At 72.3% G+C, this 12,397-nt stretch carries 14 protein-coding genes and 1 pseudogene; 5 read left to right on the top strand and 10 right to left on the bottom strand.

Annotated features, from left to right (window positions below; translation table 11 throughout):
* Positions 1 to 115: 115 nt before the first annotated feature.
* Both ACWCQS_RS04430 and ACWCQS_RS04425 read right to left on the bottom strand, forming a co-directional pair.
* The gene (locus ACWCQS_RS04430; protein ID WP_451003059.1) at positions 116 to 745 is read right to left on the bottom strand and encodes an MBL fold metallo-hydrolase; all 630 of its coding nucleotides are present in this window, start codon (positions 743 to 745) and stop codon (positions 116 to 118) included.
* Positions 745 to 1,830 carry an S-(hydroxymethyl)mycothiol dehydrogenase gene (locus ACWCQS_RS04425; RefSeq protein ID WP_451003058.1) on the bottom strand — a complete coding sequence of 362 codons (1,086 nt, stop codon included), beginning with the start codon at positions 1,828 to 1,830 and terminating at the stop codon, positions 745 to 747. Before ACWCQS_RS04425 ends, ACWCQS_RS04430 begins: the two co-directional genes overlap by 1 nt.
* 235 nt (positions 1,831 to 2,065) lie before the next feature.
* On the opposite strand from ACWCQS_RS04425, the gene ACWCQS_RS04420 reads away from it, so the two are divergent.
* Complete coding sequence (locus ACWCQS_RS04420) at positions 2,066 to 2,857, top strand: acyltransferase domain-containing protein (RefSeq protein ID WP_451003057.1); 792 nt, start codon at positions 2,066 to 2,068, stop codon at positions 2,855 to 2,857.
* Positions 2,858 to 2,979: 122 nt separating this feature from the next.
* On the opposite strand, the gene ACWCQS_RS04415 is transcribed toward ACWCQS_RS04420, so the two are convergent.
* On the bottom strand, positions 2,980 to 3,285 hold the full coding sequence (locus tag ACWCQS_RS04415) for a hypothetical protein (RefSeq protein WP_451003056.1): 306 nt from the start codon (positions 3,283 to 3,285) through the stop codon (positions 2,980 to 2,982).
* A 175-nt stretch (positions 3,286 to 3,460) separates the two neighbouring features.
* Between ACWCQS_RS04415 and ACWCQS_RS04410 the strand changes: the two genes are divergently transcribed.
* Complete coding sequence (locus tag ACWCQS_RS04410; RefSeq protein ID WP_228618327.1) at positions 3,461 to 3,826, top strand: nuclear transport factor 2 family protein; 366 nt, start codon at positions 3,461 to 3,463, stop codon at positions 3,824 to 3,826.
* 49 nt (positions 3,827 to 3,875) lie between these two features.
* Here ACWCQS_RS04410 and ACWCQS_RS04405 read toward each other — a convergent pair whose 3' ends face one another.
* Both ACWCQS_RS04405 and ACWCQS_RS04400 read right to left on the bottom strand, forming a co-directional pair.
* Positions 3,876 to 4,400, bottom strand: a complete 525-nt coding sequence (locus ACWCQS_RS04405; protein WP_451003055.1) for a MarR family winged helix-turn-helix transcriptional regulator — start codon at positions 4,398 to 4,400, stop codon at positions 3,876 to 3,878.
* Between the two features lie 17 nt (positions 4,401 to 4,417).
* Entirely contained in the window at positions 4,418 to 5,161 is a 744-nt protein-coding gene (locus tag ACWCQS_RS04400) for a CU044_5270 family protein (protein ID WP_451003054.1), read from the bottom strand.
* Here ACWCQS_RS04400 and ACWCQS_RS04395 point away from each other — a divergent pair.
* Entirely contained in the window at positions 5,126 to 5,320 is a 195-nt protein-coding gene (locus ACWCQS_RS04395; protein WP_451003053.1) for a hypothetical protein, read from the top strand. The two genes, ACWCQS_RS04400 and ACWCQS_RS04395, sit on opposite strands and share 36 nt — an antisense overlap.
* 12 nt (positions 5,321 to 5,332) lie before the next feature.
* On the opposite strand, the pseudogene ACWCQS_RS04390 reads toward ACWCQS_RS04395, so the two are convergent.
* Positions 5,333 to 5,512 (bottom strand): annotated as a pseudogene (locus tag ACWCQS_RS04390) (ricin-type beta-trefoil lectin domain protein); the annotation flags it as partial.
* A complete protein-coding gene (locus tag ACWCQS_RS04385) occupies positions 5,509 to 5,709 on the bottom strand; it encodes a hypothetical protein (protein ID WP_451003531.1) in 201 nt (66 codons plus the stop codon). The gene ACWCQS_RS04385 and the pseudogene ACWCQS_RS04390, both read right to left, overlap by 4 nt.
* Before the next feature lie 205 nt (positions 5,710 to 5,914).
* Here ACWCQS_RS04385 and ACWCQS_RS04380 point away from each other — a divergent pair, with 205 nt between their 5' ends.
* The gene (locus ACWCQS_RS04380) at positions 5,915 to 7,144 is read left to right on the top strand and encodes a glycosyltransferase (protein WP_451003501.1); all 1,230 of its coding nucleotides are present in this window, start codon (positions 5,915 to 5,917) and stop codon (positions 7,142 to 7,144) included.
* Between the two features lie 28 nt (positions 7,145 to 7,172).
* Here the strand turns inward: ACWCQS_RS04380 and ACWCQS_RS04375 are convergent, their stop codons facing one another.
* Both ACWCQS_RS04375 and ACWCQS_RS04370 read right to left on the bottom strand, forming a co-directional pair.
* Positions 7,173 to 8,198 (bottom strand): alcohol dehydrogenase, encoded by a 1,026-nt coding sequence (locus tag ACWCQS_RS04375; protein WP_451003052.1) that lies wholly within the window; start codon positions 8,196 to 8,198, stop codon positions 7,173 to 7,175.
* 144 nt (positions 8,199 to 8,342) lie between these two features.
* Positions 8,343 to 9,005, bottom strand: coding sequence for a TetR/AcrR family transcriptional regulator (locus ACWCQS_RS04370; RefSeq protein ID WP_451003051.1), 663 nt, complete (start codon positions 9,003 to 9,005; stop codon positions 8,343 to 8,345).
* Between the two features lie 151 nt (positions 9,006 to 9,156).
* On the opposite strand from ACWCQS_RS04370, the gene ACWCQS_RS04365 reads away from it, so the two are divergent.
* On the top strand, positions 9,157 to 10,410 hold the full coding sequence (locus ACWCQS_RS04365) for a YncE family protein (RefSeq protein ID WP_451003050.1): 1,254 nt from the start codon (positions 9,157 to 9,159) through the stop codon (positions 10,408 to 10,410).
* Positions 10,411 to 10,476: 66 nt separating this feature from the next.
* Here ACWCQS_RS04365 and ACWCQS_RS04360 read toward each other — a convergent pair whose 3' ends face one another.
* Positions 10,477 to 12,204: a cellulase family glycosylhydrolase gene (locus tag ACWCQS_RS04360; protein ID WP_451003049.1), complete on the bottom strand. Its 1,728-nt coding sequence runs from the start codon at positions 12,202 to 12,204 to the stop codon at positions 10,477 to 10,479.
* Positions 12,205 to 12,397 lie beyond the last annotated feature (193 nt).

The raw sequence follows: 12,397 nt of genomic DNA, 5'->3' as shown, positions 1-12,397 counted from the left end.
CCGGTGACGTGGACGGTGGCGCGCGTGTCCGGCCTCCCGTGGCTGCTTTCGACTGCCGGCGCCGTCCACTGTCACGGGAAACCGGACACCTTCTGTCGGTATTGCCGGCGTGGGCTCAGTGTCCGCGCCGGATCCATTCGTCCAGGTGCGGTGCCTCGGCGCCGATCGTGGTGGCGTCGCCGTGGCCCGTGAGGACCTTGGTCTCGGGTGGGAGGGTGAGGAGTTTGTCGCGGATGGAGTCGATGATCGTCGGAAAGTGCGAGTAGGTGCGTCCGGTGGCGCCCGGGCCGCCGTGGAAGAGGGTGTCCCCGGTGAAGACGGTGCCGAGGCCGGGGTCGTACAGGCAGACGGCGCCGAGGGCGTGCCCCGGGGTGTGCAGCACGGTCAGGTCGGCGCCGGCCGCCTCGATGACCTGGCCGTCCAGGAGGTGCCGGTCGGGGTCGCGGTGCGGGTGGGTCGTCTTCCACAGCGGCAGGTCGTCGGGGTGCAGCCAGATGGTGGCGCCCGTCAGGTCGGCGAGGGCCGGGGCGGCGTTGATGTGGTCGTTGTGGGCATGGGTGCACACGATGGCGATCAGGCGCCGGTCGTCGACGGCGCGGGCGATGGCCTCGGCGTCATGGGCGGCGTCGATGACGATCACCTCCCGCTCGTCGCCGACGATCCACACGTTGTTCTCGACGTCCCAGGTGCCGCCGTCCAGGGTGAACTGCCCGGAGGTGACGAGGCGTTCGATGCGTACGGTCATCAGAGGACCACCACCGATCGCAGCACGTCGCCGTGGTGCATCCGCTCGAAGGCCTTCTCGACCTCGTCCAGTTGGATCGTCTCGGTGACGAACGCGTCGAGCGGCAGCCGGCCCTGCAGGTGCAGGTCGATGAGCATGGGGAAGTCACGGGAGGGCAGGCAGTCGCCGTACCAGCTGGACTTCAGGGCGCCACCGCGGCCGAACACGTCCAGCAGGGGCAGTTCGAGCCTCATCTCGGGGGTGGGGACGCCCACGAGGACGACGGTGCCGGCAAGGTCCCGGGCGTAGAAGGCCTGCTGGTAGGTCTCGGGGCGGCCGACGGCCTCGATGACGACGTCGGCGCCGAAGCCGCCGGTCAGCTCGCGGATCGCCGCGACCGGGTCGGTCTCGCCGGAGTTGACGGTGTGGGTGGCGCCCAAGGTTCGGGCCTTGTCGAGCTTGCGGCCGTCGATGTCCACGGCGATGATCTTCGCCGCGCCGGCGAGGCGGGATCCGGCGATGGCGGCGTCGCCGACCCCGCCGCACCCGATGACGGCGACGGAGTCGCCCCGGCCGACGCCGCCGGTGTTGAGGGCGGCGCCGATGCCGGCCATGATCCCGCAGCCCAGCAGGCCGGCGACCGCCGGGGAGACGGCCGGGTCGACCTTGGTGCACTGTCCGGCGGCGACGAGCGTCTTCTCGGCGAACGCGCCGATGCCCAGTGCGGGCGAGAGCTCCGTACCGTCGGTCAGGGTCATCTTCTGCTTGGCGTTGTGCGTGTCGAAGCAGTACCAGGGCCGGCCGCGCAGACAGGCCCGGCACTGTCCGCACACGGCCCGCCAGTTCAGGATCACGAAGTCACCGGGTGCCACATCGCTCACGCCCTCGCCGACCGACTCCACGACACCGGCGGCCTCATGGCCGAGGAGGAAGGGGAAGTCGTCCGAGATGCCGCCCTGCTTGTAGTGCAGGTCGGTATGGCAGACGCCGCAGGCCTGGACGCGCACCACGGCTTCGCCGGGCCCCGGGTCCGGCACCACGATCGTCTCGACCCGTACGGGCTCGTCCTTTCCTGGTGCGATCACGCCGCGCACTTCCTGCGCCATGGTCCGGCCCCTTCCTCGAATGCCTTCGCAGCCGACCCTACGCGCGACCGATCGGTAGCGGGGCGGACGCCTCGCCGGGGGCGCCCGGCGAGAACGGTGTGCCGCTTTGTAAGAAATGACCCCGCTCTCCGGTAAGAATTTGACCGAATAACGTCATTCCATGATGGCAATCATTTTGCAGGGTGCATGAGTTCGCCTGGTGTGTGTACCGGACCGGGCGTGCCTCAATAGGGGCATGCCCATCGAAGGCGGCAATGGACGTGTCGCATTCCTTTTCTCGTCCGGGGCCGCGCCGCGGCCCGGAACAGGACGTGAACTCCTGGACGCCTTCCCGGTGTTCGCCGACGCGCTGGACGACCTCTGCGGGCGCCTCGATCCGTATCTCGAACTCCCGCTGAAATCCGTGATGTTCGCGGACGACGGCACGCGTACGGCCGCGCTGCTGGAGCGGGAGTCGTTCGCCGGGCCCGCGGTCTTCGCGCTCCAGGTGGCGCAGTACCGGTTGCTGCGCAGCTGGGGCGTCCTGCCGGACGTGGTGTTCGGGCAGGCGGCCGGGCGGATGGCCGCCGCGTATGCCGCGGGCGTCTTCTCACTGGCGGACGCCTGCCACGCGGTCGGCACCCTGGCCCGGCTGCTGGGCGGACCGGCGGACCCGGAGCCGCACTCCACGCGCCTGGACGGCGTCCTCGACGCCTACGGCCGTACCCTCGCCACGCTCCACCCGGGTGCGCCACGCCTCCCCCTGGTGTCCGACGTCACCGCCCGTCCGGTGGGCGCGGAGACCGCCGAGCCGGAGTTCTGGGTGCGGCGCGCGCCGCTGCGCTTCGCGGAGGCGGTCGGCCGGCTGCACCGCGACGGAGTCCGCACCTGGCTGGAACTGGGCGCGGGTGACGGGCTCACCCGCCTGCTCCCGGAATGTCTCCCGGACCGCCTCCCGGGCGGTACGGCCTCGGCTTTCGCGCTGTCCCGGGACTGGGCGGCGCTGCGGTCGGGGCCGAGCGCCGGCTCCGGGGCCGTACAGGGGTGAGGGCCGCCGCCGGGGCCGTACAGCGGCTTGGGCCGCTTCCGGCGGCCGTGCGGCACCGAGGGCCGTCCCGCCGGGAACGGCCCTAGCGCAGGTGCCCAGCGCCCCCCGCGTCCGCGTGCGGGTCAGGCCTGGACGGCCGGCAGCAGGCCCGTCACGGGTGCCACGAGGTCGGTGACCTGGTGCAGTTCGTTCAGCCGGTTCAGCTGGCTGACCTGGTTCAGCGAGCGCACCTGCTGGGAGACCCGGGGGACCTGCGCCTGGTGCTGGGCGGGGATGTCGCTGACGGTGAGCGAGTCGAGCACGGCCATGGGGTTGATCTGCCCGGGGTGCAGTGCGCTCGCGCCGGCCGCGTTCGCCAGCGGTGCGGCAAGGCCCGTGACCCCGGCGGCGAGGCCGAGGGCGGCGACGATACGTCGTGTTGAGATCATGTTCTCAACAACGGCCGCGGACCCTGTCCGGACACGGGCGGCGGCCCTCGCTCACTCGTGAGGCGGAGCCCGCCGTCTGCGCTTGCCGTGGCCGCCGGGCCGGGGGAATCTCGAAGGGTGGGGGTCCGTGCGGTCCGCGCCCCGCCGGGCCGCGGGCGCCCGAAGGAGGTCACCCATGGGCACCGCGACAGGTTCCGCCTTCGACATCGAGACACTGCGCCGGGGAATAGAAGGGAACACGGGGAACACCCTTCTGTCGCTCTACGCCGACGACGCGGAGATCCGTATCGTCGACCGCAACAACCAGCCCAGCCACCCCACCGTGCTGCGCGGGCGGGGTCAGATCGCCGAGTTGCTGGACGACATCTACAGCCGCGACATGACACACAAGCTGGACCGGTGCGTCGTCCAGGGCGATCACGCCGCGTTCAGTGAGTCCTGCCAGTACGGGGACGGTACCCGCGTCCTCGCCGAGTCGATGGTCACATTGCGCGACGGCAAGATTGCCGACCAGTTGATCATCCAGGCCTGGGACGAGTAGGCGCACCCCGGTATGGCAGGTGCCGGAAGGAGATTCGCGAGGGTCCGGGTCACCTCCCGGCTGACCTGGACCTTCTCGGCGCAGGCGAGCCTGGGGCGGCTGCCCCGGGCTCGCCCTCGACGGCCAGGACCAGCTTCCGCAGCAGGTCCGCCAGTGTGCGCTGATCTGTTTCGGTCAGCGCTGAGAGCAGCGCGCCTTCGCCCGTGTCCTCCGCTGCCGCGTGTGCTTCGAAGGCGGCGTGGCCGGCCTCGGTGAGCCGGACCCGTACGCGCCGGCGGTCACCGGTCTCCTGCGTGCGCGTGATCAGCCCTGCCTCCTCGATCGGCCCGAGCCGGGCCGACAGCGCGCCCCGGGTCAGGCCCAGCCGCTCGGCGAGCCCCGAGGGACTGCACTCGTACGGCGGTCCGGACCTGCGCAGCGTCAACAGCACCTTGTACTGCCAGTACTTCAGGCCGTCGGCGTCCAGCACCTCCCGGCGGGCCTGCGCCGTGTGCCGGGCCAGGATCATCAGCCGGGCGGCGATGGCCTCCCGCACCGGGTCCAGCCACTCCAGCTCGCGCGCCCAGACTGCCACGTGCCGGTCCACCGAGGTCAGCGCATCCAGGCGCTGTACTCCATCACGTCCCCGGCCTTGACCCGATACCGGGGATCATCCCTGGTGAAGGTGGTCTCCAGACCGAGCACGGCGCCGGTGCGTGGATCGAGGATCAGCATGCGCCGCGCGCCCTGGGCGTCGTACGTGTACGCCTGTCCCGGGCGGCCGAGCCGGTCCGTCACCTGCCCGGCCGGGCGCAGGCCCTTGGCGTCCGCGAGGATCCGGACGAGCGCGGCGGACTCCCGGGCACCGAGTGTCCAGTGGTCCAGCAACTCCTGGACCGCGTCGAGGAGTTCGGGCGTGGTCGGGGATCCGGTGCCGGTGCGGGCCGTCTCGGTGAGGTAGGCCCGCAGGGCGGCCGGCTCGTGCGGGGGGCGCGCCTCGGGCGGGGCGTCGCTCCAGCTCGGCGGGTAGGTGGTCCGGCTGAGCACCTGACCGTCCGTCACCAGGCGCGGCGCGGCGCCCTGGTCGGTGAGGACCGGGCGGCCCGGGTGGCGCGGGTCGGTCGCCACGACGACCTCGGTGTGGCTGTCGTCCGCGCTCCACCGCACCACGCGCTCCTCGGGGAGGGGCAACGGCGGCCTGTCGTCGCTCATGCCGAGGCTCCAGGACTGCACATGGGTGCCCTTGCGCAGGCCCGGCGAGCCGTCCGCGGCGGCCGCGGCGGCCAGTTCGGCCATCCGGTCCAGCGGTACGGCCGTGGAGTGGGCACGTACGGCCAGCGGGCGGGGCGCGGCCACGGCGGGCTGGCCGCTCGGGCCGCCGACCGCGCCGAGGAACTGCGGCGGACGTACGAGACGCGGTACCAGGCGCTGCGGCAGCGCCTGCTGGCGTGTCTGCTGCTGGGGTGTGCGGTGCTCGCGGCGGCGGGCCTGCTGGTGGTGTCCGCCGCCGCGTAGGGCCGCCGTGGGTCAGGTCCGGGACCACTTCTGGTTGTCACCGCCGTTGCAGCTCCACAGCACCAGCGATGTGCCGTTGCCGGTGCCGGCGTTGTACGCATCCAGGCACAGGCCGGCGTGGACGTTGGTGATCGTGCCGTCGGCGTTCACCGTCCACTTCTGGTTGTCCTGGCCGTTGCAGTCCCAGATCAGGCGAACCTGTTCCAGGAGGCCCAGCCCATCGGGGCGGTGGGCACCGGGATCTGACGGGCCGTCGCCGCCCGGGCCGGACCCGGCTGGGCGAAGAGCAGGGCGGCGACCGCGGTGAGGACCAGGACGAGCGCGCGTACGGCGGCGGTGCGGCACCGGCGTACGAGGGCTGCGGCGAGCGGACGGGGTGGGGGGTGCATCGGTGCCTCCGCGTGCGGAACGGACTCCACGCTGATCGATATTTCGAATTTGGACCGGTGACCCGAACAAGTCGCGCGCCGACCGTAGAGCCGGCCGAGGATGAAGTCAACGGGTGCCACAGGTGTGCACCTGCCGTCGACGTTGGGGCGTTGAGCCCTCCCGAGGGGCGAAGCGGCCATACTGGCCGTCGTGCGCGTTGCGATCATGACGGCGGGGTCCCGGGGCGATGTGGCCCCCTACACCGGGCTAGGACGCCGGCTCGCCCGGGCCGGACACGAGGTCACCCTGGTCACCCACGCCCGCTTCGAGCCGCTGGTGGCGGGCTCCGGTGTGCGGTTCCACGCGCTGCCCGTCGATCCCCGGGCGGAGCTGGAGTCCCCGCGCGGCCGGGGCCTGCACCGCAGTACCAGCGGTGCCGGGAAGCTGCTGCGGGTGGTGGACCTGGCGCGGCGGCTGGTCGGGCGGATGACCGAGGATCTGCTCACCGCGGCCCGGGACGCCGAGGTCCTGCTGCTGTCCGCCTCGCTGGCCCCGCTCGGGCATGCGATCGCCGAGGGGCTGCGGGTGCCGAGCATGGGCGTCTATCTGCAACCGCTCGCCGCGACGGGGGAGTTCGCGCCTCCGGTGCTCGGCGGCGGCCGCTGGGGCGGGCCGGCCAACCGGCTCGCCGGACAGGGTGTGAGCCTCGCCGTGGAGCATGTGTTCGCGGCCACCGTTCCCGACGTGCGCGCCCGGCTCGGACTGCCCCCGATGCGCACGGGCGCGGCACGGCGGGCCCGCGAGCGGCGGCACTGGCCGGTGCACCACGGCTTCAGCCCCCTGGTGGTGCCCAGGCCCCGCGACTGGCGGGCCGGCCTCACGGTGAGCGGCTACTGGTGGCCGTACGACGCGGAGACACAACTCCCGGACAGGGTGAGGAAGTTCCTCGAAGCGGGCCCGGCGCCGGTCTTCGTCGGGCTGGGCAGCGCCACCGTGCCGGACGCGGCCCGGCTCAGCGCCCAGGTGGTCGCGGCGCTGCGGCGGGCCGGGCTGCGCGGCGTGATCCAGCGCGGCTGGGGTGGGCTCGCCGCCGCCGGGGACGACATGCTGACCATCGACGACGTGCCGCACGCGCTGCTCTTCCCGCGGATGGCCGCGGTGGTCCACCACGCGGGCGCGGGGACGACCGCGGCGGGACTGCGCGCCGGGGTGCCGGCCGTGCCGGTCCCGGTCCAGTTCGACGCGGGGTTCTGGTCCGCCCGGCTGGTCGCGCTGGGGGTCGCCCCGGGCGTCGTACCGCTGCGCCGTCTCACCGTGGACGCGCTGGTCCCGGCCCTGGTGCGGGCCACCCGGGAGCGGGCGTACCGGGAGCGGGCGCGCTCGCTGGGCGCCCGCATCCGCGACGAGGACGGTGCCGCCCCGGTACTCGCGGCACTGGAGCGGCTCAGCGGCTGACGAGCCGGCCGGAGCCGGCCCTCAGGGGTCAGCCGTTGGTGAGGACCATCCGGAAGCGCGCCTTGCCCGCGAGCATCTTCTGGTAGGCCTCCCCGGCGGCGTCCAGCGGCACGGTCTCGGTCGTCGGACGGATGCCGTGCAGGGCGCTGAAGGCCATGGTGTCCTCGACGTCCTGCGAGGTGCCGGACGGGTGGCCCCGCACGACGCGCGCGGCCATGAGCAGCTGGGCCGGATTGACGCCCATCGGCGCGGTGTCGGCTCCGATGACCACCAGCTCACCGCGCGGTGCCAGCCCGTCCACGGTGGCCGTGATGGCGTCGGAGTTCCCGGCGGTGGCCAGGACGGCCCGGGCGCCGCCGAGGGACTGCAGCGCCTCGGCGACCGGCGTGCCGGAGGTGCTGTCGACGTAGTGGTGGGCGCCCAGTCGCTTGGCGAAGTCGGCCTTCTCCGCGCCCCGGGCGATCGCCACGGTCTCGAAGCCCATCGCGACGGCGTACTGCACCCCCAGGTGCCCCAGACCACCGAGCCCGAGCACGGCGACCAGGTCTCCCGGCCGGGCCGAGCTGCGCCGCAGCCCGTTGAACGTGGTCACGCCCGCGCAGGCCATGGGTCCCGCATCGGTCGCCGACAGGCCTTCCGGGATCCGGGCGAGGGCGTCGGCGGGGGCGATCACCTTCTCGGCGAAGCCTCCGTCGTAGGCCCACCCCGGGACCTTCAGGTTCGGACACACGATGAAGTCGCCCTGCCGGCACGGCTTGCAGTGCCCGCAGCTGCCGCCGAACCAGCCGACCGCCACCCGGTCACCGACCTTCCAGCCCCGTTCCAGCACGCCCTGGCCGAGTTCCTCGACATGCCCGGCGATCTCGTGCCCGGGCACCTCGGGGAACGTCACGCCCGGTAGTGCGCCGCTCACGAAGAGGGCGTCACTGTGGCAGACCCCGCACGCCTCCACGGCGATCCTCACCTGGCCCGGCCCGGGCTGGGGCACCTCTCGTTCGACCAGCTCGAACGTGCCGTTCGGAGCGGTCACCTGCGCGACTCGATACGTACTCATGCGCTTCTCCGGAGAATGGGTACGACAGGCCTCCGGTCCAGCACACCAGCTCCGGGCCGATCGCGCGCGTCGAGCCCCGCGGACCCGTGCCGGCCTCGCTCCACGGGCCCGGCACCGGCCCGCGGTCCGGACGTCCGTGCCCGGTCATCCGCCCCGGGGCCGCCAGCCCTCCGGCCGGAGCATGCCGAGCAGCAGCCGCACCAGTTCGTCGACCACCTCGTCGAGTGTGGCGTCCACCCAGCCGGCGCTCCAGTCGTGCAGCAGGCCGTTGACGCTGCCGATGAAGGCCGTCGCGGCGAGACGGTAGTCGCGGGGCGCCGCCTCCCCGCGCACCACGGCCGCGTCCGCCTCGGCGCGGATGAGGTCGATCCAGCGGGCCCGGCGGGCCAGTCGCTGCTCCTCCAGACGGGGGCTGACGCCGACGATCTCCACGAAGGTGATGCGGATGCGGCGCTGGTCGCAGGTGACGTCGCGGGCGTAGGCCCGGAAGAGCACGCCTGCCCGCTCGGCCAGCGGCAGGCCGTCCGCCGTGGCGAGGGCGTCCAGCACCGCCTGTTCGGCCCAGCCGTTGACCTGGAGGTGCAGCGCGGCGAGGACGTCCTCCAGGGTGCGGAACTCCTCGTAGAACTGGCGGGTCGACAGGCCGGCGGCCTGGCTCAGCGCGGCGACCGTCGTGCCCCGGTAGCCGGGGGTGCCGCCGAACAGCTCCAGGGCCGCGTCCAGGAACCGCCTGCGCCGCTCGGCCTGCCGTTCCTCGGCGGATCTGCCGCCGTAGCGGCCCGTCGGCGCCTTGAGCCTGCCCGCCACGTGTTCCCCCTCCGTCCACCACCGGTCACCCAATCTTGTCGTGCACACATCTTGTCGAGCAGCCCATCCCTTCCTTACTTTTCAGTAAGTTCACTGTGAATGCGCCCGTGTTCAGAATCCCCGCACACCCCCCCGAGGAAGGAGAGCAGTCATGCCTGCCTCCAGAACCAGGCACCTGTGCTCCGTGGCCGCCGCCCTCGCCCTGACCGTCGCCGGCCCGGCGACCGCCGCGTCCGCCGCGAGCGGCGCCTCCGGCGGTCTGCGTGAGGTGCTGTTCGTCGGCAACAACTGGGACGGCACCGCCGATGTCATCAAGTCCTCCGGCGACTTCGCGAAGATCGGCCGGATCAACGTCGTCCCCGACAAGGCGGCGCGGCTGGCCGAGATCAACGCCGACCCGATCAAGTGGATCTACTACACGTCCATCCGCAACCAGGTGGGCGAGGGACACGACCAGTACGTGGACGACATGTACTCCACGCCCGACGGCAGGTCCGTGGTCGTCTCCCGGCCCAGCTTCGCCGACGTGGTGTCCATCGACCTGGCCACCGACAGGATCAACTGGCGCTTCCCGGTGGCGGGTTACCGCGCCGACCACATGGCGGTCTCGCCCGACGGCACCCGGGTCGCGGTCTCCGCCTCGACCGCGAACAAGGTGCAGGTGCTCGACATCGACTCCGGTAAGGAGCTGGGCGAGTTCGACACCGGCGACAAGCCGCACGAGAACTTCTTCACCAACGGCGGCAAGTACATCTGGAACATGTCCATCGGCGAGGTGACCACCTCCCTCGACGACCCGGGCTGGGACTGGACGAAGGGCGACCGGCACATCACCGTCGTAGACGCGACGACGTTCAAGCAGGTCAGGACCATCGATATGCGGCAGCGGCTGGACGCGATCGGGCTGAAGGACTTCTCCGACGCCGTCCGGCCCGCCGCCTTCACCCCCGACTGGTCCAAGCTGTACTTCCAGGTGTCGTTCTTCAACGGCTTCCTGGAGTACGACGTCGCCGCCGACAAGATCACCCGGGTGAAGACCCTGCCGGAGAACCCGGCGACGAACCCGGACCGCACCACCTGGCTGCTGGACTCGCGCCACCACGGCATCTCGATGAACCCGGAGGGCACCAAGCTGTGTGTCGCCGGGACGATGGACAACTACGCCGCCGTGGTCGACCGGGCCTCCTTCGACGTCGGCCCGCTGATCACCGCCGCCACGCCGTACTGGGCGACCGTGAGCGGCGACGGCAAGGACTGCGTCATCTCCGAGGCCGGCGCCGACCAGGTCACGGCCATCGACTTCGCCACCGGCCAGAAGCTGCTGTCCGTGCCGGTCGGCGACCATCCGCAGCGCGTCCGGCTGGGGCACGTCCAGGCCGACTGGACGGGTCCGGCGGGGAGTTGAGCGCCGTACGGCTCCCGGGGTGACCCCACTCCTCCCGGGGGCCGTACGGCTCCTGCTCGCCCGGCCTCAGAAGTGCGCCGCCGCCCACGCGTCCAGCTCGGACTTCGCCGCGCTCAGCAGGTCCGCCGAGGGCGCCGTGGCCCCGTCGGTCACGAGCGCGTAGTGCAGGGCGCCGGAGTCCGTGTCGGTGAGCAGCAGGCGGCGGCTGCCGGTGCCGCCCGGCTCGGGGGCGACGGCGACCGGGGTGGCGGCGCCGGTGTAGGCGGGTGGGGCACAGGCCGTGCCCAGGTCGGAGACGACGGTGGTGGACGCGGTGGGGAAGGACGCCGGCAGGTGCAGCTCGGTGGGCGCGCTGCCGTCGCCGGAGCGCCACACCAGCAACCCGTACCGGCCCGAGCCCACCAGCTTCGCCACGTTCGGCAGCGAGGACGGCACCGGGTTCCAGGTGAGGGTCGTGGAGCCGTCGCGGGAGCGGTCCTCGTAGGTGAAGGCGAGGGGCGTGCCGGCCGTGGCGCTCGGGTAGAGACGGTCCAGCAGCCGGGCGTCCTGGCGCAGGGTGACGTTCCCGGAGTCGTCCAGGCGTACGGCGGAGAGGTCCTCGTCGTTCCAGGCGTCGCCGGAGGTGCGCACCTTGTCGGGGTTGCCGTTCATCAGCTCGTGGTGCCGGCCGTTGTAGAGGTCCCACTGCCACTGGGTGCCGGAGAGCACCGGACCGGAGGCGGCGGGGTTCGTCCACCAACTCGCGCCCGGCCGACGGGAGTCGAGGGCCTGGTACATGGCCTTCAGGACGGTCGGCGCCTTGTCGGAGACCGTGCCGGACAAGGGGTGGCCGAACTCGCTGACCACGGCCGCGGTGCCGGCGGTGGCGGCGCGGTCGCGGACGGTCGCGAAGTCGGAGGCGTACTGGCCGTCGGCCGCCTTGCCCCACATGAGGATGCCGGAGATGGCCTTCTGGTCGTAGAAGTGGGTGTTGAAGACATAACCCGGGCCGAGCGTGCCCGCGTCCAGCAGGCCGCCCTCCTGCTTCTGGGTGGAGATGTTGGCGTTCCAGAACAGGTTGGGCTCCACGAAGGCGGGCTTGTCCTGCCAGCCGACGGCGTCCATGCGGGCGCGGAACTTCTCGTAGAACGGCCACAACAGGTCCCTCTCCCAGGTGCGGGAGGTCTGCCCGGAGTCGTAACTGCCGGCATAGGGCTCGTTGTACGGGTCGAATCCGGCGATGCCCGCGAACTCTGCGGAGTCCAGGTGCTGTCGGAGGTAGGTCATGGTCGCCTGCGCGGTGGTGAGGAAGGCGTCCTGAAGGCCGTAGGTGTTGTGCCAGAAGTCGTACTGCGCCTGCTGCACGGCGGCGTTCTGGGTGATGTTCTGGCCCCAGAAGAGGCAGATGCCGCACGACTCGGCCGGATAACTCCCCGTGTCCACCGCCCACTTGGGCGCGCCGTCGCCCGTGTACCAGCTTCCGCTGTTGAACAGGTGGCGGGAGTACAGGTCCTGGTGGAAGTCGGGGAAGACGCGGATGCCCGCGTCCAGGAGAGCGCGCAACTGCTCGGTGACGGCGGCCAGGTAGCCGGTGTCCAGCCGGCCTCGCACGGGTTCGGCGTGCGCCCAGGAGAACAGGAAGCGGACGCTGTTCGCGCCGCCGAGGGCGCGCAGCGCGGCCGCGGACTTCCGGGCGTCGGCTACGGAGGCGAAGGGCAGGCCGCCGTTCTCCTCCAGCTTGGTCTCGCCGGAGACGTTGTAGCCGCGCAGGACGATCTCGCGCCCCTGGCCGTCGGTGAAGCGGCCGCCCTGCACGGTGAGCGGGGCGCCGTCGAACCAGAGGGAGTCGGTGGGGAGGGCGGAGGAGGTGGCGGGGGTCGCGGCGGGGGGGGGGGGGGGGGCGCCCCCCCCCCCCCACCAACACCCCCCCCCCCCCCAACCACACCCCCCCCCCCCCGGAAGTAGGGATTGAAAAAAAACAACCCCGAAAACCGCGTGCCGAAAAAAA

It is taken from the genome of Streptomyces sp. NPDC002076 (assembly GCF_053593835.1).
The sequence above is the reverse complement of the archived record's forward strand: the minus strand, read 5'-3'. Positions and strand labels throughout refer to the sequence as shown.

Bases quoted from the DNA above. Each gene is read 5' to 3' on its own strand.
- ACWCQS_RS04425 (WP_451003058.1), bottom strand. From the start codon at position 1,830: ATGGCGCAGGAAGTGCGCGGCGTGATCGCACCAGGAAAGGACGAGCCC.
- ACWCQS_RS04380 (WP_451003501.1), top strand. From the start codon at position 5,915: ATGACGGCGGGGTCCCGGGGCGATGTGGCCCCCTACACCGGGCTAGGA.
- ACWCQS_RS04375 (WP_451003052.1), bottom strand. From the start codon at position 8,198: ATGAGTACGTATCGAGTCGCGCAGGTGACCGCTCCGAACGGCACGTTC.
- ACWCQS_RS04410 (WP_228618327.1), top strand. From the start codon at position 3,461: ATGGGCACCGCGACAGGTTCCGCCTTCGACATCGAGACACTGCGCCGG.
- ACWCQS_RS04385 (WP_451003531.1), bottom strand. From the start codon at position 5,709: ATGCACCCCCCACCCCGTCCGCTCGCCGCAGCCCTCGTACGCCGGTGC.
- ACWCQS_RS04430 (WP_451003059.1), bottom strand. From the start codon at position 745: ATGACCGTACGCATCGAACGCCTCGTCACCTCCGGGCAGTTCACCCTG.
- ACWCQS_RS04365 (WP_451003050.1), top strand. From the start codon at position 9,157: ATGCCTGCCTCCAGAACCAGGCACCTGTGCTCCGTGGCCGCCGCCCTC.
- ACWCQS_RS04420 (WP_451003057.1), top strand. From the start codon at position 2,066: ATGCCCATCGAAGGCGGCAATGGACGTGTCGCATTCCTTTTCTCGTCC.
- ACWCQS_RS04415 (WP_451003056.1), bottom strand. From the start codon at position 3,285: ATGATCTCAACACGACGTATCGTCGCCGCCCTCGGCCTCGCCGCCGGG.